The organism is Micromonospora yasonensis, from assembly GCF_026013475.1.
Lineage (GTDB): Bacteria > Actinomycetota > Actinomycetes > Mycobacteriales > Micromonosporaceae > Micromonospora > Micromonospora yasonensis.
The window spans coordinates 1-22192 of the sequence record NZ_JAPDPH010000077.1 but is presented as its reverse complement, the minus strand read 5'-3'; the positions used below and the strand labels follow the sequence as shown (position 1 = coordinate 22192).

At 68.5% G+C, this 22192-nt stretch carries 23 protein-coding genes; 14 read left to right on the top strand and 9 right to left on the bottom strand.

Features of this window, described 5'->3' with window-relative positions:
• The first annotated feature begins 526 nt into the window (after positions 1-526).
• The gene (locus ONA70_RS17595) at positions 527-928 is read left to right on the top strand and encodes a DUF1062 domain-containing protein (RefSeq protein WP_265007526.1); all 402 of its coding nucleotides are present in this window, start codon (positions 527-529) and stop codon (positions 926-928) included.
• Between the two features lie 43 nt (positions 929-971).
• Here the strand turns inward: ONA70_RS17595 and ONA70_RS17590 are convergent, their stop codons facing one another.
• The 3 genes from ONA70_RS17590 to ONA70_RS17580 form a co-directional block, all read right to left on the bottom strand.
• Positions 972-1646: a cytidylate kinase family protein gene (locus ONA70_RS17590; protein ID WP_265007525.1), complete on the bottom strand. Its 675-nt coding sequence runs from the start codon at positions 1644-1646 to the stop codon at positions 972-974.
• Between the two features lie 400 nt (positions 1647-2046).
• The gene (locus ONA70_RS17585; protein ID WP_265007524.1) at positions 2047-2448 is read right to left on the bottom strand and encodes a VOC family protein; all 402 of its coding nucleotides are present in this window, start codon (positions 2446-2448) and stop codon (positions 2047-2049) included.
• A 317-nt stretch (positions 2449-2765) separates the two neighbouring features.
• On the bottom strand, positions 2766-3626 hold the full coding sequence (locus tag ONA70_RS17580) for a DUF4253 domain-containing protein (RefSeq protein WP_265007523.1): 861 nt from the start codon (positions 3624-3626) through the stop codon (positions 2766-2768).
• 922 nt (positions 3627-4548) lie between these two features.
• Between ONA70_RS17580 and ONA70_RS36960 the strand changes: the two genes are divergently transcribed.
• A complete protein-coding gene (locus ONA70_RS36960) occupies positions 4549-5265 on the top strand; it encodes a helix-turn-helix domain-containing protein (protein WP_406601204.1) in 717 nt (238 codons plus the stop codon).
• On the opposite strand, the gene ONA70_RS17575 is transcribed toward ONA70_RS36960, so the two are convergent.
• Positions 5216-5653 carry a hypothetical protein gene (locus tag ONA70_RS17575; protein ID WP_265007522.1) on the bottom strand — a complete coding sequence of 146 codons (438 nt, stop codon included), beginning with the start codon at positions 5651-5653 and terminating at the stop codon, positions 5216-5218. The genes ONA70_RS36960 and ONA70_RS17575 overlap by 50 nt on opposite strands.
• 425 nt (positions 5654-6078) lie before the next feature.
• Here ONA70_RS17575 and ONA70_RS36690 point away from each other — a divergent pair, with 425 nt between their 5' ends.
• The 6 genes from ONA70_RS36690 to ONA70_RS17550 all read left to right on the top strand — a co-directional run bounded on the left by ONA70_RS36690 (position 6079) and on the right by ONA70_RS17550 (position 9588).
• On the top strand, positions 6079-6447 hold the full coding sequence (locus tag ONA70_RS36690; RefSeq protein WP_319957586.1) for an RNA polymerase sigma factor: 369 nt from the start codon (positions 6079-6081) through the stop codon (positions 6445-6447).
• Positions 6448-6551: 104 nt separating this feature from the next.
• Positions 6552-6689, top strand: coding sequence for a sigma factor-like helix-turn-helix DNA-binding protein (locus tag ONA70_RS36685; RefSeq protein ID WP_319957593.1), 138 nt, complete (start codon positions 6552-6554; stop codon positions 6687-6689).
• On the top strand, positions 6686-7630 hold the full coding sequence (locus tag ONA70_RS17565; protein WP_265007521.1) for a CU044_5270 family protein: 945 nt from the start codon (positions 6686-6688) through the stop codon (positions 7628-7630). Before ONA70_RS36685 ends, ONA70_RS17565 begins: the two co-directional genes overlap by 4 nt.
• Before the next feature lie 71 nt (positions 7631-7701).
• A complete protein-coding gene (locus tag ONA70_RS17560) occupies positions 7702-7962 on the top strand; it encodes a hypothetical protein (protein WP_265007520.1) in 261 nt (86 codons plus the stop codon).
• Positions 7963-8257: 295 nt separating this feature from the next.
• Entirely contained in the window at positions 8258-8776 is a 519-nt protein-coding gene (locus tag ONA70_RS17555; protein WP_265007519.1) for a hypothetical protein, read from the top strand.
• Positions 8777-9021: 245 nt separating this feature from the next.
• Entirely contained in the window at positions 9022-9588 is a 567-nt protein-coding gene (locus ONA70_RS17550) for a hypothetical protein (RefSeq protein WP_265007518.1), read from the top strand.
• 183 nt (positions 9589-9771) lie between these two features.
• On the opposite strand, the gene ONA70_RS17545 is transcribed toward ONA70_RS17550, so the two are convergent.
• Together ONA70_RS17545 and ONA70_RS17540 are read right to left on the bottom strand one after the other, a co-directional pair.
• On the bottom strand, positions 9772-10518 hold the full coding sequence (locus ONA70_RS17545; protein WP_265007517.1) for a hypothetical protein: 747 nt from the start codon (positions 10516-10518) through the stop codon (positions 9772-9774).
• Positions 10519-11389: 871 nt separating this feature from the next.
• Positions 11390-11956 carry a 4'-phosphopantetheinyl transferase family protein gene (locus tag ONA70_RS17540; RefSeq protein WP_265007516.1) on the bottom strand — a complete coding sequence of 189 codons (567 nt, stop codon included), beginning with the start codon at positions 11954-11956 and terminating at the stop codon, positions 11390-11392.
• Between the two features lie 35 nt (positions 11957-11991).
• Here ONA70_RS17540 and ONA70_RS17535 point away from each other — a divergent pair, with 35 nt between their 5' ends.
• Genes ONA70_RS17535 through ONA70_RS17520 form a run of 4 tightly spaced genes read left to right on the top strand, consistent with a single transcriptional unit; the run spans position 11992 to position 18203 of the window.
• Positions 11992-14586 carry an AMP-binding protein gene (locus tag ONA70_RS17535; RefSeq protein WP_265007515.1) on the top strand — a complete coding sequence of 865 codons (2595 nt, stop codon included), beginning with the start codon at positions 11992-11994 and terminating at the stop codon, positions 14584-14586.
• Positions 14565-15590 (top strand): iron ABC transporter substrate-binding protein, encoded by a 1026-nt coding sequence (locus tag ONA70_RS17530; RefSeq protein ID WP_265007514.1) that lies wholly within the window; start codon positions 14565-14567, stop codon positions 15588-15590. The genes ONA70_RS17535 and ONA70_RS17530 overlap by 22 nt, the downstream gene beginning before the upstream one ends.
• Positions 15574-17172 (top strand): ABC transporter permease, encoded by a 1599-nt coding sequence (locus ONA70_RS17525; protein WP_265007513.1) that lies wholly within the window; start codon positions 15574-15576, stop codon positions 17170-17172. The genes ONA70_RS17530 and ONA70_RS17525 overlap by 17 nt, the downstream gene beginning before the upstream one ends.
• Positions 17169-18203 carry an ABC transporter ATP-binding protein gene (locus ONA70_RS17520; RefSeq protein WP_265007512.1) on the top strand — a complete coding sequence of 345 codons (1035 nt, stop codon included), beginning with the start codon at positions 17169-17171 and terminating at the stop codon, positions 18201-18203. Before ONA70_RS17525 ends, ONA70_RS17520 begins: the two co-directional genes overlap by 4 nt.
• 9 nt (positions 18204-18212) lie before the next feature.
• Here the strand turns inward: ONA70_RS17520 and ONA70_RS17515 are convergent, their stop codons facing one another.
• Positions 18213-19235 (bottom strand): type III PLP-dependent enzyme domain-containing protein, encoded by a 1023-nt coding sequence (locus ONA70_RS17515; RefSeq protein WP_265007511.1) that lies wholly within the window; start codon positions 19233-19235, stop codon positions 18213-18215.
• A gap of 81 nt (positions 19236-19316) precedes the next feature.
• Here ONA70_RS17515 and ONA70_RS17510 point away from each other — a divergent pair, with 81 nt between their 5' ends.
• Positions 19317-19787 carry a hypothetical protein gene (locus ONA70_RS17510; RefSeq protein WP_265007510.1) on the top strand — a complete coding sequence of 157 codons (471 nt, stop codon included), beginning with the start codon at positions 19317-19319 and terminating at the stop codon, positions 19785-19787.
• Positions 19788-19926: 139 nt separating this feature from the next.
• Here the strand turns inward: ONA70_RS17510 and ONA70_RS17505 are convergent, their stop codons facing one another.
• The gene (locus ONA70_RS17505) at positions 19927-20394 is read right to left on the bottom strand and encodes a GNAT family N-acetyltransferase (RefSeq protein WP_265007509.1); all 468 of its coding nucleotides are present in this window, start codon (positions 20392-20394) and stop codon (positions 19927-19929) included.
• 249 nt (positions 20395-20643) lie between these two features.
• Here ONA70_RS17505 and ONA70_RS17500 point away from each other — a divergent pair, with 249 nt between their 5' ends.
• Positions 20644-20964, top strand: a complete 321-nt coding sequence (locus ONA70_RS17500; RefSeq protein WP_265007508.1) for a hypothetical protein — start codon at positions 20644-20646, stop codon at positions 20962-20964.
• Positions 20965-21466: 502 nt separating this feature from the next.
• Here the strand turns inward: ONA70_RS17500 and ONA70_RS17495 are convergent.
• Positions 21467-22129 carry an SMI1/KNR4 family protein gene (locus ONA70_RS17495; RefSeq protein ID WP_265007507.1) on the bottom strand — a complete coding sequence of 221 codons (663 nt, stop codon included), beginning with the start codon at positions 22127-22129 and terminating at the stop codon, positions 21467-21469.
• Positions 22130-22192 lie beyond the last annotated feature (63 nt).

Sequence of the window (22192 nt, the reverse complement as noted above, 5' to 3'; positions counted from 1 at the left end):
CCGGTCACCTCGACCAAGCCTGGCCGGGCTGCGGTCGTACCACCAGTCAATAGGTAGCCGCGATGCGAGCGCCGCCGTGACGACGACGGATGGTCGGGATGGGGCTTTCGAGGCGGCTGCTCCTCCTATCCTCTCTGTTCACCAATCCTCCGCGGACAGGTAGGCGGCGGTCGTCCCCGCGAGGCTGCCGAAGGACAGGACGAAGGCCAGCGGGAGGAACAAGTCCCACGGGTAACGGGTGGCCCGAAGACGGCAGAAAAGGGGCCGCGGGGGCGATCGGCGCGGGGGCGACGCCCAGCTCGCCGACCCCACCCCTCAGTGCTCGGCACCAGGACAAAATGGGTGGCCTCGCCAGCCCGTTCCGCCCTACCTTTTAACTGGATCTTCTTCTCCGACGCACTCACGAGAGGACTTCACCCCGCGTGACGCCGCCTGCTTCTTAGACCTGACACCTTGCCCGCGCATTGGTCGCCGACGTCGCCGTCGGTTCGTTTCCCATGCCTTCCGTCAGGTCTTTGGAGAGATCATGTCTACGCGTCCTCATATCGTGCTGCCCTGGACGGTTGGGCACACGCAGCTTCCCCTGCTCGCATTTGCCTGCGCCCACTGCTATTCCGGCCTCGCCAGCATCGGCGACGGGAAGTTCCGCGTCATTGCCAACGGCAAACTCCTCGACATCTGGTCCCTGGTCGCCTGCGTTTCCTGCGGCCGCACCAGCAAAATCACCGTTCACGATCGCGTTCCGGTCCGGCACCTGGATCCGATCCTTCTGAACGGCTACTCCGGCAACTCCTCCCGCCGTTGGCCTGAGCCGGGGCGCGAGGCAAGGTGGCCTTGCCCCGGACTGCATCATGCGGCGGTCACCGCGCGGTCGCTCATGGCGCGCGAACGAAGGTCAGGCCCGGCCCGATACCGGCGACGAAGGTGAACGCCCCGGGTGCATACGTCCGGACGTGCCGAATTGAGTGCGGTCAGTGTGTTTGGGTCGCCCAGACCGGCTGCTGGGGCTCGTCGTTGTGCACGATGATGTCGACGTGATCGGTCGGGCGGACCGTAGCGAAGTAGAGCTGTTGGGAGGGGATGTAACGCTCGCGCCAGCGCCGTTCGACTTCGGCCCGAGATGACACCCGGCGCTCTCGGATCACGGCACGATCCACGGTCTTGTCGAGCGCGGTCGACACGAAGATGCGCAGGTCCCACCGGTCAATCAGTTCCGGGCGCATGAGGAAGACGCCGTCGAAGACCAGCACGGCGTCGGCGGGGGCGGTCGTGACCGGTGGGGACAGCGCGGTATCCGTGGTGCGGTCGTAGACCGCGTGTTGGAAGCGTCGATCTCCGCTCGGGCCGAGCGGATCGAGCAGAACCCGGTTCAGGGCGTCGTAGTCGTGGGTGTCGAAGTAGCAGCCTTCGGCCGAGTACTCGCCGCGCGGGTAGCGCTGTGCCCGGGGGAAGAGGAAATCGTCGATTGTCGCGCGGATGACGTCGCGGCCCTGTGTGCGCAAGACGACGGCCAGCTCGTCGGCGAGCGTGGTCTTGCCTGCGGCGGGCGGTCCGTCGATGGCAACCCGCGTCGGGTGTGTGACTGTGACGGACCCGACTGCCTCAGCCAGGCGGCCGAGCATCTCGTCGCGGGTGCCTTGGTCCATGTCCTGCCCCGTCCTACCCGCTCGGCCGGCACCCGCGGGAAATCCGATGACCGTTTCCTGGACCCGCGTTCTTTCTGGAAGTCTGCGCCGAACCACGCTCAGTTGGCCCTCATGACCGAACAATTATCAGCCGTCTCGCGTCGACCGGCATACACGGATCAAAGGGCAGCAGGACGCGGTCCGGACGACATCCTCATCTGCCGCAGGTCGTGCGTTGGCAGCTCGGCGAGGGTAACGGGCATCCGAAACTGCCGAGAAACGGATGACTGCACCCGTGTCGCGGCACCGGGCTGCGCGGCCCGAAAGGCAAGGAGGTGGTGGCGGCTGCGCGCGACCGCCGGTACGGCTGTAGGCACTCTGGTCGGGCACCGAGTGACGGGCGCCCGACCAGAGGCATCTGCTACAGGTACGGGCGGGTAATCAGTTCGATCGCGTGGCCTGCGGGGTCTTTGAAGTAGACTCCGCGGCCGCCGTGCTCGTTGTTGATCTCGCCAGGGCGACGCATCTGCGGATCGGCCCAGTGCTCTATGCCGTGCTCGCGCAATCGCGCATATGCCCGATCGAAAAGGTTGTCGTCGATCAGGAACGCGTAGTGCTGCATCTGAATCTTCACCGGCGGTTCGGCGAACTGGAGTAGTACACCGTCGCTGAGCTGGATGTTGGTGAACACGCCCCAGGACGGCGCTTCTGGAACTTCAAGCAACTCGCGGTAGAACCGGGCTGATTCGTTGCGATCCTTGGCGGCGATGATGGTGTGGTTGAACCTGGCTGCCATTCGGCTGACCTCGCTGTTGTTCGACACGACTATGACGGGACCTGGTGAGCGTTGATTGCTCGGAGGCCCGCGTGCCGAATCGGCGGGGTGCCCGCCAGGCACCCGCCGGCCGATCAGCTGTCCACCGGGTCGCCAGTCCGTGTGTGGCGTTGCGCCGGTCCGGTGTTCACGGCAGGCGACAGTACCGGGTGTGGTCGACTACGACAACGGAAGCGGGTCGGCCGTCCTCCGGGCCGCGACCGCCGACGCTGATCGACGCCGCCCATAGATCAGCTATCGGGATCTGCCGTCGACCGAGCGCGAGCCACGCGACAGACCTTCGCGGAGGCCCTGCGTCCGAGTTGTCAGGGTCGGTTGTGCACGAACCACGCGTTACCGGCGGGCAAGGCAACGGCGACCTCCCATCGGCTTAGGTCGAGGTTCGGGGCGAGCGCCTTGAGCTGGCCGGCCGCGGTCCATGCCTCGTCACCCGGTGCCGGGCGACGATCCACCTGGAACTGCAGCATGGTGCCCCACGACGCGACCAGGCGGGCGTCCCACCGGTGATGCCACTGCGTCAACACCTCGGCGAGCCTCCGCTGGTACTCCCGGGTGGGGGCGCCGAAGAAGTCCACCCAGTATCCCGAGCTGCGGACGTCGCTGGTGGGCAGCAACATGAGCAGGACGCTGTTAGGCGTGTACCAGTAGTCGGTCCGCGTCACGAACCGCACGCTGCCAAGCACCCGGGCGTGCAGGTCGGCGTCGGCGAGCAGCCGGTCGTACAGCGTCCTCTCCAGCGCCGGGCGCTCAGTCGGTAGCGCCACATCCGACACCAGGGCCGTCAGGTCCAGGTCGACGCCGGCGATGCCACGCGCGTAGTACTCGACCTCACCCTCGTCGACGTCGTCGTCCTCGCTGTAGTGGCGGTAGACCAGCCATGGGTCGGAAGACTCCGCCGCCTCGGCGAACGCACGCAGCTCCGACTCCGACGGACCCGGCTCGGGCTCGGGCCGGATCCTCAGCGTGTCGTCGAAGTCGTCGGTGACCATGACAGGCCGGCGTCCGATGACCGGCACCAGTGCGTCGGCAGCCTGCCAGACCTCGTGCAGGCGATTGGGGTCGATGTCGGCGACGAGGACGGTGCCCGACGGGCCGTGCCCGATCGGCAGGCCGGCCAGCGGCGTCCCGACGAACGCCGCTTCGATCTGGTCGAGGTCGTTTCGCACGGTGAAAGTGTCTCTGATCATCGACGCGACACGGCGTAGAGATGGGTGCATACAGCACCGCCCAGGTCTGGTCGAGAGATTCCTCGCCGTAACCGGATGACTGTCACCGCCCTTACGCCACCCGCAGAGCCCACCTTGACCGGCCCCCGACCCGTGAAGCTCGGTGATTCTACGACATACCAACCAGCCGACGGACGACTGACTGCAGCGCGCACATCTGGCCGCGATACGCGGCGGCTCATGTGCCAAAATCCCAGTCATCACGATCTTGGCTCGGTTCGGACAGCGAGCGTCGCTGATGCTGATGGCCGGATCGACCGCAGGGTGGCGGACCTCCGCTGGCGCGCGTTTTGTGACCTGAGGTGAAGTGCGGTGCGGCGCCCTCCTGCACCAGGGCGGCGGCCCGGTCAGCAGTGGGCTCAGCCACCGCGAACCCGTGCGTCGTATCGCTCAGCATCTGATCCGCGGCGCCGATGGCATCGGCCGGCGGTCCCGGCTGACGTGGCTTGACCCGGGCGACGGATTGAGCGTGGATCAGGTCCGTCGGTGGCTGATCCGTCGGCGACAGCCCGCACCATCACCCAACCGCCCGACAGGGCCCGCTGACGAAGAGGCGTAAGCGATGGCCAGGCCTGTGTTGGGCCCACAAGCTCCGCCATAGATCCCTGCCGTGAGCGATCGCAAGATCCGCCTTCACCGCCATCCTCAGGTGCTCCGGCATGCCCGCCCCGCGGGCTGCCAGGAGCAGGCTCTCACGCCGATCGTCGACTGATTGCCGGCCGCGGTGAAGAGCGCCGCAGCAACGGACGTTCGCCTACGTATCCCATCGCCGCACGGGAAGTCCCGGCGGTTTCAACCCAGAGATCAGCCCGGGGCGCCACGACAGGCGCCGCGGACCCTGACGGACGGAGATCCGCAAGCCATGAGTCAAGCCGTCAAGGCTGCCCTGCTCACCACGAAAGATCTTGGGAAGAACGAGCGAGCGGTGGCGATCGCTATCGCCGCCCACGCCAACCATGACGGCAACGCCTGGCCATCCGTGGCCACCCTCGCCGAGTACGTCGGCTGTTCCGAGCGCACAGTGCAACGATGCCTGGCCAAGCTCGTGCAACTGGGCCGTCTCGTCGTGTCGAAGGTCGCCGGCATCGCCACCCGCGTCTATCGACTGGTGCACATGGATCGACGGACCGCAGCCGCAGCGGGGGTGACAGAACAACGGGCGGGGGTGACACATTCGCCTGCTGGGGGTGACAGCCAGAGTGTCACCGGAAGTACTGAAGACCAATCGAAGGGCGACGTGCCCGTGAGCGCAGCGGGGTGGCGGCGGTTTCTGCCGACGAGCCGGCGGGCTCCGGTGCCAGCCGGGACCGACTGGCGGCGCGCCGCCGGGCGAAAGGCCGGCGGCCCGGTGCCAGTGTCCTGGGCATATTGTTCAGCCCGCTGGCCGCTGCGTCCCCTGCCGTTCCGAGGCGATCGAGCGCAGGTGAACGGCTCGACGCCAGCGCGGCATGGACTCCGGCATCGGAGCCCATGCCGCTGCCACGGCGACCTCACTGTCACGAGACCACGGCGGTGGGGAGCCGCATGGTTCAGCCGCAGTTGCCCCAGCTGTACCGGCCGGCGCTCTGCCAGCTGGTAGCGTACAGAACCTCACCGCTGTACATCACGCACTTATCGACCGCGGAACGCTGGATCGCCGCGTAGTACTTGTAGCTGCCGGAGTCGTAGGCCCAGGAACCGCCGTAGACCCGGATCCCGGCGGACACCCCGGTCGTCGAGCCGACGGCCACGGCCTTGAGCGTCGCGACGCAGTTGTACCCAGTGGCGCCGTTGTACATCAGGTAGACATCGCCCACCTTCGTGCCGTCCGACGCATAGATCGTCCGGTGCCCGTCGCTGGCATACGCCCACGATCCGCCGAAGTCGTTGTTGCAGGCCTGCGCCGCGGTGAACGGGTTCGTCGCAGCCCGTGCGGGCGAGGCGAACGTCACCGCACCGGCAACCACGGCGAGAATCGAGACGGCCAATCGTCGCGCTGATCCGCGCACACGTCCTCCCAGAGGTACTCAGGCGCGAAGATCGCGCCCGATTGATCATCCCATGCGGACGGCCGCCGATGGCCGGCCGGCCGCGGCCGCCCGTCGCGTTCCGCATCTCTGCTGGCCGGGTTCGCCGGCGGGTCACCGACCTCAAGACCGGCCCTGTGAATCAATCCCGCAGATGATGTAACTCCCGGTTCGGGCGGTCGCTGACGAAACCGTGCGCGTTTCACGGTCGTCCCGACGCGGACGACGATGGCGGCTCAACCGCACCGCTCGTCGCCCTCTTGCGAATCTGTACCACCAGGGCCGCAAAGTGGCAGCGGCCGGCCTTTTCGCGAACACTCCGGCCGCCGTCGGCGAAGTAGGAATGAGCCTCGCCGCGTACGGGGGTGCGGACAGAAGGAGGACTCATGGGTGCGGTGTCACGAGACGTGTACACCGCCGCTGGGCAGACCGACGCCGAGATCATCAGCCGGATGCACGGGGATCCGGATCTGTTTGGCGCCATTTTTGATCGCTACTACTCGGTGATCCATGGCTACGCGAGCCGCCGGCTGGGTCGCGACCTGGCCGACGACGTGGCGGCGGAGACCTTTCTGGTCGCGTTCGACCACTGGCGGCGGTATGACACCACGCATGACAGCGCGGCCCTGGTTGTTCGGCATCGCGTCGAATCTGATCGCCGGCCACCAGCGGACCGAGGCGCGGCAGTACCGGGCGTTGGCACGGACGGACCAGGCCAGCACGGCCGACCCGGACAGGGCCGACGGCCCGGCTGACCGGGTTGCCGTACGGCTGGACGCGCAGGCGGTGCGCGGACGGCTTGCGGCGGCGCTGGCGGAGATAGCGGAAGCAGACCGGGAGGTGGTGCTCCTGGTCGGAGCTGACCTGCGAGGAGGTCGCCCGTGCGCTGGAGATTCCCGCTGGCACCGTCCGGTCTCGGCTCCATCGGGCGCGCAAGAGATTACGGGCGGCGCTGGGTGGTGCCGACCCCACGGCAACCGGAGAGGATTCCCAGTGAGCAACGACATCACGGCGCTGCGGGAGAGTTGGAGCGAGGTCGAGCCGCCGTCGTCGGATACTCAGGCCCGGGCTCGGGCGACGCTGCTGGCCCGGATCGCGGAGCGCAGGGGCACCGTGCCTGACCGGCCCGAGCGGGTCAAGCCACGCCGCTGGCGCCTGCCGGGCTGGGCCTGGTCTGGCGTGGCCACTTTCGGAGCCGCCGTCCTGGTGGCTGTTGTGATCGCGGTCGGTGGCCTTGGCCAGGGGGCTCCGCCCGTGGGACAGGCGGCACGGCAACCTTCGTACGTGGCCGGCGGGTCGGTCGCCCAGACCCTCGAGTTGGCCGCCGTGCACGCCGAGACCGAGCCGTTCACGCCGCCGCGTCCCGATCAGTGGTTCTACGTCGAACTGAAGGGCGACGGCGGCAAGATCGCCGAGTCCAAGGGACAGGGCGCCAGCGGGACAACCCGGTCGTGGCAGCGCGCTGACGGCCGGCAGAGCGCCATGATGATTGACGGCAAGCTCGAAATCTCCATGGAAGCCCCAGAGGCATCGCATTCCATTCCACCTCGGGACTACCCGACATTGGCCGGGCTGCCCACCGAACCGCAGGCACTACTCGACTGGCTGCAAGCCCAGGCATTGCCCGGCATCGACGACAACGCCCAACGCGACTCCGTCACGTACGCCGTGATCGACTCGATGCTGCGCAACAACGTCCTTCCGTCCAAGGTGAAGGCGACGCTGCTTCGGGTACTGGCCCTGATCCCGGGTGTCACCCAGTCCGCCGAGCCGGTCGACTTCGACGGACGCCCGGCGCTCGCCGTCGGCATGCAGGACGACTGGCAGCACCTGGACATCCTGCTCGACCCGGCCACCCACGAGTTCCTCGGAAGCGGCAGAACGTGTCACGTCCAGAGTCTACTAAAACGGCTAGCTATTTGCGAGACAGAACACTAGCTGGGCAGTGGAAGGACCAGCACGGCTCGACCCTCACGCTGAACGGCGACAGCACCTACGCCGCGCAGGACTTGCGCTTCGCGTACGTCGGCAGCGAAAAGCTGCTGCCGCCCCGGGTCGACCTCCGCCACGAACCGCTGCCGTCGACCGGCACCTGGAAGGTCGAGAAGAACGACGTCCAGCTGGACATCAAAGTCGTCGCCGGCCGGCGATCTTTCGGGGTTCGCCTCCTCCACGTGTACGCCGATGGCGCGACCCTCACCCTGGCCAGCTACACCAGCGACCCGGAAATCCGCGAACAGTACGTTTACCGGCGCGGCGCTGCGTCGTAGAGCGCACGAGGTGAGAGGTCTCTGCCGCCGGACTGTCCAAGCAGGACGGGGAAGCAGTTAGCTGCCTGAGCCTTTTCGCGCAACCTAGTGATCATCGACAGTGATGTGGGCCTCATGGCCGATCACGGTCGGCGAAGACGTGCGGCTGCGGCGACCCCAGCCAATCCGTTTGTCACTCACCCCGGCAGTCGACGGACTGCTGACGCCCAGCTCGGGTTGTGTAGGGTTCATTGGTGATCTTCGGTAGCGCATGCCGCCGGTGAGGCTTGCCGTGGCCTCGACCTCGCGATGGCCCGTGTTCGCACCGCTGGTCGCGATCAGTCTGCTGGTGTGCGGCCTGGTGCTCAACGCCGCGACGATCAGCTATGACCTCACGCATTGGGGCGCCGTGTACTACGTGCCTCCGGAGGTGGCTGCCAATCGGAACGGCCTGGCAGATCTCGCCCTCACGCTCTTTGACCAGCTGGCCTTGGTAGTGTCCGGCCTCGCTGTGGTGGGCCTGCTTCTGTCGACTGTGGGGCTCGTGCGCGGTAGAAAATGGGCACATGTAACGGCGAGTGTGCTGACTGCCCCGTTCGCGCTGTGCTGTGGCCTGCAGTTCATCAACGGCAGGGGTTCCGTCACGGGAAATCTTGACGACCCGAACAACATCGCGCCTCGGCACACCTTTGCGCCGGCGTGGGTCCTCATCTGCGACGGCCTGGGACCCCCACTGCTCGTGGGCGCCGCCATCGTCGTCCTGATCCTTATGTTCATCCCTCCGGTTCACCGACGCTTCTACCCACCCCCTCAGCATCGCGACCCGCATGGATAGCGGCCGGGCTACAGGACTTCGCCCGGTAGCCCTTCCTCCGTCACGTACCAGAGACCCGCAGCGACAAGGAGGTCCTCCGTTTGGCGGAGCCTCACGGCGGTGGTCGGTCCAGCGTGGGCTGCCGCTGCACCAGATTTCCTGGATCGTCAGGTTAGCCTCGCTGAAAATTGCGGAGCTGGAGGTGGCCAGTGGCCCACTGGAACTCGCGTGGGCGTTGGTTGGTCGTCGTTGTGACCGTGGCCGCGATGGCCGCCGGCGCGGTCGCCATCGCCTGGGTCCGCCGCACCGCGCCGCCCTGGCCGGCCGTGGCTGGCAATCCGTATGAGATTCCACTCGGACCGGATGGCTGCCCGATCATCGAGGAGCGGCGCCAGTTCGTCGACACCCCTGGCCCCCTCGTGCCGCCCGGCGCCACGGAGGTGCTGCTGTGCACCACACCCACGGCGCTACATACCCCGCGTCCCGGGATGGCAGATCCGCCACGTCAGCGGGTGCTGCGTGGCGAGGCCGCCGACTTCGCCTCACTGCTCAATCGACTACCCAGCCGCAACCAGGCCTGGCGGCAGTGGCAGCGCCGGCACAGCGGCTGGTGGCCCGATACCGCTCCCGAGCCGATGGGCGAGGTCTGCCTCTTGAGCGGGTACAGCCACGAATATTCGTTCGTACTGCGCTACCCGGATCGGCCACCGGTTCCGCTGATCTATACGTGTGGCGGCCAGTCGGGTGGCCTCACCTCGGGGATTCGGACACGAATGGATGACACCAAGCCGCACCTGGTGGACGAGTTTTTGGACCGCTTTCAACGATATTGATCTTGTATATCGGCGCAAGTCGTTTAGTGCGCAGATTTCCCCACTCCGCTGGGCAAATCACCAGGTCAGAACAAGTCGACCGCCCCAAAATCAGTGATCATGAGCCAAGTCTGGCCGGGCGGGGACGTGGACGTGCAGGCAGGCAGGCAGGCAGGGCAGCAGGAGCAAGCGGACGCAAGTTGCTCAGCGGGCCACGCTGGCCGCCTGAGCTGCGGCCAGCAGCGCGTGGAGCCGCTCGTGCGGGAAGCCCTGGTCGGTCCCGGGTGGGGTAACGCGGGTGCTGTAGAAGTCCCGCTCTTCGTCGAGGCCCTGTGCCGCCCACCGGTAGCCGGCCTCGTCGCGGTGCCACGTCACGTTCTGGCCACGGAAGTCGGACCGGTCCAGCCAGTCGACGCCGCTCGGCCAGTACCCGGTCCAGCCGTCCGGGCGCAGCGAGGCGAAAGCAGCCTCCACCGTGGCCACGGCACCGTCCACATCGTCGTCCTCGAACACCGCGGCGAACCGGCACAGCAGCGCCAGCGCGGGCCCCGGATGCGGCAGGTCCGCATCGCGTGCAGCCAGAGCCCGGCAAACCAGTTCGAGCTCGGCCCAGCGCAGCGCGTACGGGTGCCAGTGCGCACAGTCGTCCCAGCCCAGCTCGACCGCCTCCGCTTCACCCGGATCGAGGATGCCGAGGCTGTGACAACCGAGGACCGGGCTGAGCTCGAGCACGAGCCGGTGGCCGCCACCGACATCGAACACGACCGTCAGCTCCAGTTCCGACCCGTCGTCGCCGTCCTGGTCCTCGTCGGCAAGGTCGTCCTGCTCGTCAATAACGTCGGCGAGATCGCCGAGGCGCTCCGATCCGGGCCAGCCCTCGTGCGCGAACAGGTAACGCGCCCAGAAGACGGGGTCGTGCAGCGATGCGGTCAGGGATGCGGGCATGCTCATTGCACGATCATGGCCGAGGCCGCGCCCTGTCGCCACCGAGCACCGTTCGATACCGCCGTCAGCGATCGGCGCTACCGGCCGGCCTCGTGCCCGATTCGTGCCCCATGGACAACACTGGGCGACACCGGCGGACCGGCGAGGCCAAGAATACAGCCCTTCACGTTTTGGCGCCCTCGATGGTCACTGCCGTGAACCCAGCGTGAAGATCAAGGCACCTTGCAAACTGAGGGTCCGTGGCTACTGGTCGTCGTCTTCGTCGTCCCGCATCAGGCGGTCGAGGTCCTCAGGGCGCATCCGCTTGATTTGGGTCTCCAGTTTGCGACTGTACTGGCGATCGTTCGGATCCATCCCGTTGCGAGACCGAGAGCTGCGGCCATACTCCTTGAGGAAGCCACCCAGCTCCCGACGTATGCGTTCCCGCCGGCCCGACATGGACGCCACCCTAGGATCCGAAGGGCGAATCGCGCCTTCCCATAACCGCTGCCAACAGCAACGGCCCGAGATGAGGACAGTCGACGGCGACCGGGCGCCGATCGTAGCCCGCGGTCACGGACCCGGACAAACGCCGCTAGACGAAGCGCGCAGAAGCCACCGTGCGCATCGCGGCGAGCAACGAGTGGCTGGTCCGATATTGAATGCGGCCGAGCCGCGCTGCTGCCCACGCCGCGACATCACGATCGTGCAGGCCATCCTTGTGCTTGCCGGAAGCAGGCCGCAGGCGCCCTCGGGTACGAGATCAGCCCGAACCGGCCTTGTCACGATCCGTGCCTCCACCCCGAACGACTCTGTCCTCCAGCGCCCCGACGAGAACGTCGTCGGAGAAGAACGGGCGCCCGACCGGTCACTTACGCCGCCATCCGTGGTCGGATTGTCATGATGTGGCTGGCGGCAGCAGAGTCGCCGCGTTGACCACCTCGACCGTGGCCGAGGCCTGGTTGGTGGCCAAGGTCAGCACGTGCCGAGGCGCAGGGGGCGGCAGCCGGTGGAGTGTCAGGCCCGGTCCGCCACCGGCCTTGAACTGGGCTTCTGCGATTGTCCAGGCGACTACTTCCGGCACCGGCCGATCACCGGTCCGCTCGACGTCGACCCCGACCCGCCCGCCGCCGGGCAGGGCGGCAACGGCCACCACCGTACCGCTGTGCGACACCGACATCTCCAATGATGTGCCGGGCAGCGTCGGCCGGCCGTGCCAGCGGCCGCAGTGAGAGCACGCGCGGTCCACCGTCACCGCTTCGGCCGGGAGGTCGAGCATTGCGCCGGCGACGGTGCGCAGCAGTGCCGCTCCGAGCAGGAACCGAGCGCGATCCGCCTCCGCTACGGTGCTGGCGGCGCGCTGCCGCTCGTGGTGGTCGAGCACGTCCAGTAACCCGACGTGCGCCATCGTCAGACCGACAGTAAACACCGTGATCTTGCTCGTTGGTGACGGTTGGACAGCCACAGTTGCTTAGGTTAGCCTCACCTACCGTGCCTCTGTTGGATCCCCGTCGGGTGCGCGTCGCCGTCCCGGTGTCTGACACAGCCGACGCGCATCACCCTGCCCTTATCGACTCGGCCGGCTGTCTCAGTTACGGGGAGCTGGCCGATCGGGTGGCTGCGCTCGCGGCCAGCCTGCCGTCAGCGCAGGCTGGTCGGCGGCTCGTGCACGTGCCGCTGGCCCCGCATCGCGACCTGGTGCTCGGCTATCTGGCGGTGATGTCGGCCGGGCACGTGGCATTGATCACCCCGCCCGAGCATCGGTCGATCACCGCGGTCTACCAGCCCGACCTGTGGCTCCATCTGGATGGCACCTTCGAGACTGCAACGCCGAACAGTGACACCGATGAATCGCGGCACCTCCTGCATCCGGATCTGGCGCTGCTGCTCAGTACGTCGGGCAGCACCGGCTCACCCAAGCTGGTTCGGCTCAGCCACCGCAACGTGCTCAGCAACGCCGAGGCGATCGCGGCCGCGCTGTCGATCACGTCGGCCGACCGTGCGGTCACCTCGCTACCGCTGCATTACTGCTTTGGGCTGTCGGTGCTGCATGCCCAACTCCGAGCCGGTGCCACCACCGTGCTGCGGCCCGGGTCGGTGACCGACCCCGGCTTCGCCGATGATTTGCGCCGCGACCGGGTGACCGTGGTTGCCGCCACTCCGCACGTGGTGGATCTGCTCGACGTCCAAGGTGTGCTGGATCATCTGCCTTCGCTCCGGTTGCTCGCCCAAGCTGGCGGCGCGTTGCCGCCCGCGCGGGTGCGAGAGCTGGCCGCAAGGGGCCGCGCGGCCGGGTGGGGAATGGCGGTGATGTACGGCCAGACCGAGGCCACCGCGCGGATGGCCGTGCTGCCACCCGAACTGTCGGAGCGATACCCCGATGCGGTGGGATGGCCGATCGCCGGGTCGGCGTTCCGGCTCGACCCGGCCGGAATCGACGAAGCGGCGGGTTCGCCCGATGGCCCGGTCGGCGAGCTCGTGTTCACGGGTCCAGGCGTCATGCTCGGGTACGCCGAGCAGCCCGACGACTTGGCCCTGGGTCGGATGCACACTGAGCTTCGGACCGGCGATCTGGCGTGGATCGACGCGGACGGGCTGGTCCGGATTGTCGGACGGCGGTCCGACTTCGTGAAGATCATGGGGATCCGGATCGACCTCGGCCAGGTCGAGCGTTCCCTGCGCGGCCGGGGGCTGCAGTCCTGTGTCACCGGCCGCGACGACCAGCTTCAGGTCACCTACCGGCGCTGCGAGCAATCCCCCGACCAGGTTCGCGACCAGGCCGCCCAGGTCTCCGGTCTCAGCCGGTCGGTAGTCTCGGTCCGCGCGGTCAACGACCTCCCGCTGCTGCCCAACGGCAAACTCGACCGCCGGCGCAGCGCCGACCTGCACGTCGCGGAGGCCTCCGGCCAGAAGGCAGAGATCGCCGCCGCGGTGGTCGCCGTACTGGAGCCGCTTGTCGGCCCCGGTGGCATCGACCTCGATCGGTCGTTCGTCGAGCTCGGCGGCGACTCCTTCAGCCACGTCGTGGCGTCCGTCGGCCTGACGCGGTTGCTCGGTGACCTGCCGTGCGACTGGCACCACCGCCCGGTGCGCGACCTGGTCGCGCTCGCCGACCGGCTGCCACGTTCCCGGTGGCGGCGTCCACTGGTGCGGCGGGTCGATACGACCGTCGTCCTGCGCGGCGCGGCCGTGGTGACGATCTGTGGCAGTCATGTCGGGTTGTTCCGGCTGCCCGGCGGAGCGCACATCCTGCTCGCGGTCGCCGGCTTCCTGTTCGCCAGGTACGTCCTCGCATCGGCGACGACAGCGGAGCGCGTGCGGCGGACCGCCCGGATCGCGATCGGGGTGGGCGTCCCGGCGGTGACCGTCGCGGCGGTGATGCTGGTCGGGTTCGGAACGGGCCACTGGTCGAACGTTGCGCTGGTGCATTGGCTCGCCCGGCCCCAGGTCGGCAACAACTTCTGGTTCGTCGAGGCCTACCTGGTGATCATGGTCGCCGCCGTCGCGGTGCTGGCTGTTCCGTGGCTGCGGGCCGCATACGCCGCCGATCCCTGGCGCACCGCGATGGTCGCCGTGGCCGTGCTGCTGGTGCCTCGCTATCTGGTGCTGGCGTTGTTCGACGGTCCGCTGCGTGGTCTGCCGGGCACGGTGGCGTGGCTGTTCGTGGCGGGAGTCGCGATGGCGGCGGCCGACAGCCGCAGGCGCCGACTGGTCACGACAGCGGTCGCCGCTGGCGCCGCCTTTGGTTTCTTCGCCGGGGACGCCGGCCGCAACCTGGCGATCATGGTCGGGCTCGCGTTGCTGGCGCTCGTTCCCGCGCTACCGGTACCGCGGCTGCTCGTCCGTCCGCTTGGCGCACTGGCGGCCGCCTCGCTGCACATCTACCTCGTGCAGTTCCAGGTGTTCGCGTTCTTTGACTCTCCGATCATCAAGTTCGCGGCCGCGATCGCCGCCGGCCTGGGGTTCTGTGCGGTCGGCAACTACGTCCTGCGCCGGTGGCTGTCGCCTCTGCCTGTGGTCCTAGTCATCCGTCGTCGCGTGGCGGCGAAGCAACTCGTGAGAGAGGACATGACATGCGTCGACGCACGTTCCTGACCGGCCTGGGGGCCCTCGGGGCAGTGGGCCTGGTGGGGTGCGGGTCGAAATCCGAGGACGGGTACGTCGCCGACCCCGGTTCGCTACAGGTCTACTCCGCGCAGCACGAGAACCTCACCAAGGCGTGGGCCGAGGCGTTCACCGCGGCGACCGGCATCAAGGTGCAGATCCGCAAGGGCTCCGACGCCTCGATGGGCCATCAGATCGTGGCCGAGGGCTCCGCGTCGCCCGCCGACGTGTTCCTCACCGAGAACAGTCCGGCGATGACGCTGGTCGAGCGGAACAGGTTGCTCGCCCCGCTGGACGAGGCGACCCGGCGGCAGGTGCCGGCCAATCTGACTCCGTCGTCGAAGGCGTGGACCTCGATCGCCGCCCGGTCCACCGTGCTGGTCTACAACACCGCCAAACTCGACAAGGCCGACCTGCCGAAGTCGCTGATGGATCTCGCCGGGCCGCAGTGGAAGGACCGCTGGGGATGCGCCCCCGGTGGTGCGGACTTCCAGGCCATCGTCGCGGGCATGCTCGCCGGTCAGGGCGAGCAGAAGGCCACTGATTGGCTGCACGGTCTGAAGTCCAACGCCCGGGTGCTGCAGAACAACATCGCCACGATGAAGTCGGTCAACGCCGGTGAGATCGACTGCGGCGTGATCTACCACTACTACTGGTACCGAGACCAGGCCGGCACCAAGGAAGGCAGCGCCAACACGGCCCTGCACTACTTCCGCAACCAGGACCCCGGCGCGTTCGTGTCGCTGTCCGGAGGCGCTGTGCTGGCCCGGACGAAGAAGCCGACCGAGGCCCACAAGTTCCTGACCTTCATCACCAGCAAGGCCGGACAGCAAGTGCTGGTCGACTCCCAGTCGATGGAGTACGCCGTGGGCAGCGGTGTCGCCTCGGCGCCCGCGCTGCCGCCGTTGAACAGCCTGCAGGCACCGCCGGTCGACCCCTTCACGCTGAACTCCGACAAGGTGAACGAGCTGATGACCGATGTCGGCATCATCTGACCTTCGCGAGTCGCCCGCCGCCTCGTACGACGAACCGGTAACCCGGCCAGTCGTACGCACCCGCCGGTCCACCCGCAGGCCGCGGCTGGTCGTAGCGGCCGCGGTCCTGGTCGCGGCCGTGATGGTCCTGCCGGTCCTGGTCGTCATCGGTCAGGCTTCTGCCGCTGGCGACGAGGCGACGAGGCTGCTGCTGCGGCCGAGGACGGCCGAACTGCTCGGCAACACGATGCTCTTGCTCCTGCTGACCGTTCCGATCACCGTGCTGCTCGGCTGTGGTGCGGCCTGGCTGGTGGAGCGAACCACACTGCCGGGAGCCGGCGTGTGGCGCACGCTGCTGCTGGCGCCGCTCGCCATCCCGGCGTTCGTCAGCAGCTACGCCTGGACGTCGGTGCTACCGGCGGTGCAGGGGCTGGGCGGCGCGGTGTTCATCACCGCCCTGGCCTACTATCCGTTCGTCTTCCTGCCGGCCGCGGCCCTGCTGCGGGCGCTCGACCAGGGGCATTTGGACGCCGCACGGTCGCTCGGCGCATCCAGTCTGGGAGCGGTACTGCGGGTGGCTTTGCCGCAGTTGCGTCCGGCCATCACCGGTGGCGCGTTGCTGGTGGCCCTGCACCTGCTGGCCGAGTTCGGCGTCCTGCAGATGATGCGGTTTCCCACCTTCACCACGGCAATCCTGCAGCAGTTCGCGGTCGGGTTCAGCAACGCCGCCGGCAGTCTGCTGGCCGCAGTACTGGTGCTGCTCTGCATTGGTCTGCTGGCCCTCGAGGTGCCGCTGCGCGGCCGCGCACGGATCGCCCGGATGGGCGCCGGCGCCCGGCAGCGTCCGGTCGCCTACCGCCTCGGCGCGTGGACCATCCCGGCGTCCGCCGCGCTCGTCGCGCTGGTCGGCCTGGCGCTGCTGGTTCCGCTGGTGCTGGTGCTGCGTTGGCTGGTGCGGGCGATGACGTCCGGCGCGGTGGTCGTTGGCCCGCTGCTCGCGGCGGCGGGTTCGACCGTCGGCCTTGCGGTGCTGGCGGGCCTGGCGGCGTCGGTCGCCGCGCTGCCCGCTGCGTGGCTGCTGCATCGGTACCCGTCTCGACTGGCGACCGCGCTGGAGCGGGTGACCTACATCGCGAGCGCCCTTCCCGGGGTGGTGATCGGGCTGGCGCTGGTGACGCTGGCGGTGCAGTGGGCCCGTCCGGTTTACCAGACCGCCGCACTCGCGGTGCTGGCCTACACGGTGCTCTTCATGCCCCGCGCCATGGTCGCCTGGCGGTCCGGTTTGGCCGCGGCTCCGCCCGAGCTCCTCGAGGCATCGCGTTCGCTGGGGCTGTCCGGTCTCCGTACCCTCATCCGGGTGGTCCTTCCGCTGGTGTTGCCATCGGCGCTGACCGGATTCGTGCTGGTCTTCCTCGCGACGTCGACCGAACTCACCGCGACCCTGCTGCTCGCCCCGACTGGCACCGAGACGCTGGCCACCGCGTTCTGGTCGGCAAGCGACGAGTTGGACTACGTGGCGAGCGCCCCGTACGCTGCGGCGATGATCGCCCTGTCCGCCCCGCTCACCATCCTGCTGCGCCGGCAGATCCTGGACCAGCGATGAGCGGCGCCGGCATCTCCGTCACCGGGCTCACCGTCGGGTACGGTGGCCCGCCGGTACTCGACCAGGTCGATCTGCAGGTTCCCGCCGGCGGCATTACCGCGGTGCTCGGTCCCTCCGGCAGCGGCAAGACCACGCTGCTGCGGGCGATCGCCGGGTTCATCCGGCCCGACCGCGGGCGAATCGAGGTACGCGGCGAGGTGCTCACCGACGGCCCGGCGTTGGTGGCTCCGGAGCGGCGCGGCATCGGTTACGTCCGACAGGACGGCGCACTCTTCCCGCATCTCGACGTCGCCGGCAACATCACCTTCGGGCTGCCGCGGGCCGAACGGCGCCGAGCGGCCCAGGTTGAGCCGTTGCTCGAGCTCGTCGGCCTGTCACCGAGCCTGGCCCGCCGCCGCCCGGATGAGCTGTCGGGTGGGCAACAGCAGCGCGTCGCACTCGCCCGGGCCCTGGCCCGCGAGCCATCAGTGGTGCTGCTCGACGAGCCGTTCTCATCGCTCGACACCGCACTGCGCGCCGCAACCCGCGAGGCCACCCGTGCCGCTCTCGCCGCGCGGGGCGCAACCACCGTGCTCGTGACACACGACCAAGCCGAGGCGCTGTCGTTCGCCGACCAGGTGGCCGTCATGTTCGACGGCCGGTTCGCCCAGATCGACAGCCCGGCCGGCGTGTACGGCGCACCGGCCACGCCCGAGGTCGGCCGGTTCCTGGGCGACGCCATGCTCCTCAGCGGACAGGCCGCCGGCCGGACCGTCCACTGCAGTCTGGGCCAACTCGACCTGGCCGAACCGGCCACCGGCGACGTACTCGTGATGGTTCGACCCGAGCAACTCGTCCTGCGCGAACCCTCCGACACCACGGCATCGGTCTCGTCGGTGACCTACCAAGGCGCCGACGCGATGGTCCGCCTAGACCTCGTCGACCAGACCACCCGCCTCGTGGCCCGCGTCCCCGGCAACCGGGCACCTCGCCCAGGCGACAAGGTAGGCATCGCAGTGCCCGCACCAGTGCGCTCATTTCCCCAACGCTGATACTCCTGCTCACGGCCGGATCGGTCGGGCCGCCCACTCGGCGGCCACCTTGTGTGGATCACCGACCCGGAACGCCGGCGGTTCATGCAGCAGGAAGTCGCGGTGGCTGATGTTCCAGGCGTACGCCCCTGCCATGGCGAAGACCAGCACATCCCCCACACCCACCGGTCCGGCGGTGGTCGAGCGGGACAGCACGTCCTTCGGGGTGCAGAGTTGCCCGACCACGGTGACTGGCCCGCCGTCGGTGCGGGGACCGTTGGCACCGTGCCGGCGGTGCACGGTGAACGGCTGCGGATGCCCCTTCGCCGCCGGCGTACGCAGGTGATGCGTGCCGCCCCCCACCACCACGAACCACTCGCCGTGTGAGCGTTTCACGTCCACCACCTCGGCCAGGTACCCCCCGCAGTAGGCGGTGACCGACCGGCCCGGCTCGATCCGCAGCCGCAGGTCGGGGTACGCGTCGAGGACGTCGGCCAGCGCCCGGCCGTAGCGCGCCCAGTCGAAGCGCGCCGCGGGGTCGGTGTAGTCCACCGCCATGCCTCCGCCGACGTCGACCTCCGTCGCGCCGACCTCGGTGACCGACCAGCGGACAACGGCGGCAGCGACCGCGCCGGCGAGCGGGGTGTCCAGCCCGCTGGCCAGGTGGGCGTGCACTCCCCGCACCTCGACACCGGCGGGCGGGCGGCGGACCCACTCCAGCGCATCGGCCGGGTCCATGCCGAACGGGCTAGGTCCGCCGCCCATGACCAGGCTCGCCCCGGGCACGTCCACCGGCAGGTTCACCCGGAGCAACACCCGCGCCGACGTGCCCGCGGCGGCGGCCAACCCGCCGAGGCGCCGCAGCTCAGCCGGCGACTCGACGTGGATGCGCTGCACCCCGGCGGCGAGGGCGGCGGAGTAAATCCTCGTCGCGCAGGACCCGCGCCGGTGGGCGCCGGACAGGGGTACTGGGGTCCCTCTACTGCAACGCGGGCGGCGCCTCGGCTCACCGCATCCCGAAGCTCCCCAACCCGCTCCCCCGGCATCGGCCAACGGGCTCGCCGAGGCGACCGCGACTGATCTAGGTTAGCGGCGTAGGTGCCACGTCGACGGAATGCAGAAGGAGGCTGGTCCTTGGGTTACACGCTGGAGGCCCTCATCGGCTCCGCCGGCGCTCTGCACGCCGCTGTGAGCCAGTGGCCGGCTGCGGTGCTCGTGCCGCTGGCGCATGACCTCGCGCTGGTGCCGATGACCGATGAGCTGTTCGACGCCGTCACGGACGGCACGACGGAGCGGGTACTCGGGTTCTGGAAGCTGCCGGGCGGCTTCGATCGTGAGCTGGCGTTCTGGTCCTCAGCGGGACCGGTCGGCTACGTCGAGGCGGACTTCTTCGGGGGTGTGGGCAGCCAGCGCGCGGCCCTGTGGGTTGCTGGCGAGTTGGCGCTCGGGCCGCTGTACCTGGGTGAGAGTGAACCGTTCCCTCCCCAAGGAAGCCCTATCTGTCAACTGCTGGCGCGTCTTGGAGTCGAACACGACGGGTACCGCGATGAGTTCGAAACGGTCGGCCTCGGACGCCACCGCGAGACCGCGGACTGGCTGCCATAAGGGCGAGATCTATCCCGGGCACATGGACGTATAGCAGCGGAAATGCCTTCCGACATCTCTCACCGCTCCCCCACTGTCCGTGGACCTCTTGCGGACTGGATGCGGACCGTCCCGCTGTCGCGGCGGGCCGCCCTATCTACTACAGGCGTTTCGCCATCTGTTGGGTCGTGACCTCGTAGCCGCACGTCTGGTACAGCGAGATCGCGGGCGCATTGTGGCCGAACACGTTAAGCCCGAGCCGAATCGCACCCGCTTCCCGTGCCACCGCCTCTACCGCCGCGAGGATCGCTCTCCCATAGCCGGATCGCTGGTAGGGCTCTTCCACGCTGATGTCGTGGAGCCACGCTGTGTCGGTCGTCTTGGTTCGTGGCTCCTCGAGCCCGACCCAGGCGTAGCCGACGACCTGGCCTCTGGTGTTCTCGGCTACCAAAATGCGATGGCGTTCCGTCGCCAATCCCTGGGGCAGAAACCGGGCTCGATCCTGTCGCGCTTTCTCCATCGCGGCCTCGGCCGGCATTGACTCAGCGAGGGCCTGGACGTACTCCAGGTCCCGTCGCGTCGTGTAGGTCTCGTACTCGTCTGAACGCATCGCGCGCAGGGTGATCATGGGCGAATTCACCCGGACATGCTGGCAGGCATCGTTTCAGGAAGCGAGTAGGTTTCCCGCCTGTTGCGGCTGGCGGATCTCACCACCCGCCGGGATTACGGCCCGACTCGCGGGAGATGCCCGAGCCGGTATCCGGGTAGCCGCCGAACCGCTCGTTATGCAGGTGGGCGAAGAAGTAGCACATCGCCTCGGCGTTCCGCCCCCAGTTGTGCCGGATCTGCGCCTGATGATCTTCAAGCCGAGATCCGCGTGACCATGGCCGTGTTCCCCACCGCCGCGCACCTGGTGTCCTGGGCCAAGTTCGCCCTGATCGACAAACAATCAGCCGGCCGAGCAAAGATCGCCTCCACCGGCAAAGGCAACCCCTGGCTGGCCGGCACCCTCGGTGAGATCATCGCTGGCCTGGCCCGCGCCGACACCTTCCTCAGCGAACGCTACCGCCGCCTCGCCCGGCGACGCGGCAAAAACGCGCCATCGTCGCCATCGGCAGACCTCATCCGACAACTCGTACACCTCACCGGCCAACAGGTCGCCCTCACCCCCGGACCCGACCAACCCGCCGCAGCCTGACACCCAACGACCACCCCAAGTCCGGCTCCGCTCCGCTGCGCCGGACGCTACCGCCTGCCCCCGCGTTCCGTGATTTTCGAGTCAGTCACCCACCTCACGCGTGGTGGCTATCTTCCGTCAGCGAGGCCGGTCCGGCCGGGCCATCCGCACCTGGCGGTCCAGCTCTCGCAACGTTCTGTCGATCACGCGCAGCACTCGCTCCTGGTCTGCGTGCCACCTCTCGTTACTCTCCTATCGCCCGCGGTCACGCCGCACTTCTGGCAGATCGGGTACTCCACCTGTCGCCTTCTACAAATCACGGTGGCTCGGGTAGAACTCCTGCGACTGGCAGTCGGCCCTGCCGTCCTGCCACACGCCGTGCGATCCAGTCCAGAAGCTTCCTCACCCTGCCGTGATGACGGCGGCCCGCCAAAATCGCTCTCTGGCGGGGAACTGGTCGGCGTCACGGTAATAGGACGTGTCGATCAGGGCAGACCGGGACGTCCGCCGGCCGGTGATCCGGTCAGCTCCGTGCGGCCACCTGCCAGTGCAGCTGCTGATCTGACACGGACGGCTGCCCTCCGCCGACCGGCCGGCCGGCCGTGAGCCCCTCCGCAAGGTCGGCCAACATCGCCGTGACCGAGGGCCACTTAGGTCCGTCAGTGTCGGCGTCGCCCTTGAGGAACTCGGTCACGCATCCGCGCATCGACCCGAGCCGCGTGTCGACGAACATGTCCGCGCCGGACTGGTCCTCAGCGATGGGCACGAAGGACGGCAGGAACATGTACGCCGCGGTTCCGGCGGGCTGCGCCTCCAGGCGGTTGACGTCGTAAGGGTTGACGGGAGTGCCACCCAGCGCACGGACCCGCCGAGCGTTTTCCTCCTGTCGGCTCGCCTGCTCCGCCGCGATGCGCGCCCAGCCCTCCTGCCACATCGACCAATGCGACATCACCGCGTCCAGAGGCAGCGGGCAGTAGAACGGCAGGATATAGCCGGCAGGGGTGCGCTGTGTTCCGTCGGCCAGCGTGTACCAGGTGCGCAGGTCTTCCGGCCATAGCCCCCTTGTGGCGGCCTGCGCTCGTTCCAGCGCCGCAGCGCCCGCTGGCGGGCGGATCGCCTCCGCCGTGGCCGGCGCGTGCTCTCGGCACCACGCAACAATGCGCGCCCAGGACTCTGCTACCTGCATGCCGGAAATGTACTTGGCGAAAGCAGGGGCTTGACCCCTGGTTCTGGACACGGGTTTTATGCT

Excerpts from the sequence above, each read along its gene's own strand:
- ONA70_RS17595 (WP_265007526.1), top strand. The coding sequence starts at position 527 with ATGTCTACGCGTCCTCATATCGTGCTGCCCTGGACGGTTGGGCACACG.
- ONA70_RS17530 (WP_265007514.1), top strand. The coding sequence starts at position 14,565 with ATGCGTCGACGCACGTTCCTGACCGGCCTGGGGGCCCTCGGGGCAGTG.
- ONA70_RS36690 (WP_319957586.1), top strand. The coding sequence starts at position 6,079 with ATGGGTGCGGTGTCACGAGACGTGTACACCGCCGCTGGGCAGACCGAC.
- ONA70_RS17525 (WP_265007513.1), top strand. The coding sequence starts at position 15,574 with ATGTCGGCATCATCTGACCTTCGCGAGTCGCCCGCCGCCTCGTACGAC.
- ONA70_RS17520 (WP_265007512.1), top strand. The coding sequence starts at position 17,169 with ATGAGCGGCGCCGGCATCTCCGTCACCGGGCTCACCGTCGGGTACGGT.
- ONA70_RS17495 (WP_265007507.1), bottom strand. The coding sequence starts at position 22,129 with ATGCAGGTAGCAGAGTCCTGGGCGCGCATTGTTGCGTGGTGCCGAGAG.
- ONA70_RS36960 (WP_406601204.1), top strand. The coding sequence starts at position 4,549 with ATGAGTCAAGCCGTCAAGGCTGCCCTGCTCACCACGAAAGATCTTGGG.
- ONA70_RS17550 (WP_265007518.1), top strand. The coding sequence starts at position 9,022 with ATGGCCGCCGGCGCGGTCGCCATCGCCTGGGTCCGCCGCACCGCGCCG.
- ONA70_RS17590 (WP_265007525.1), bottom strand. The coding sequence starts at position 1,646 with ATGGACCAAGGCACCCGCGACGAGATGCTCGGCCGCCTGGCTGAGGCA.
- ONA70_RS17545 (WP_265007517.1), bottom strand. The coding sequence starts at position 10,518 with ATGAGCATGCCCGCATCCCTGACCGCATCGCTGCACGACCCCGTCTTC.
- ONA70_RS17505 (WP_265007509.1), bottom strand. The coding sequence starts at position 20,394 with ATGATCACCCTGCGCGCGATGCGTTCAGACGAGTACGAGACCTACACG.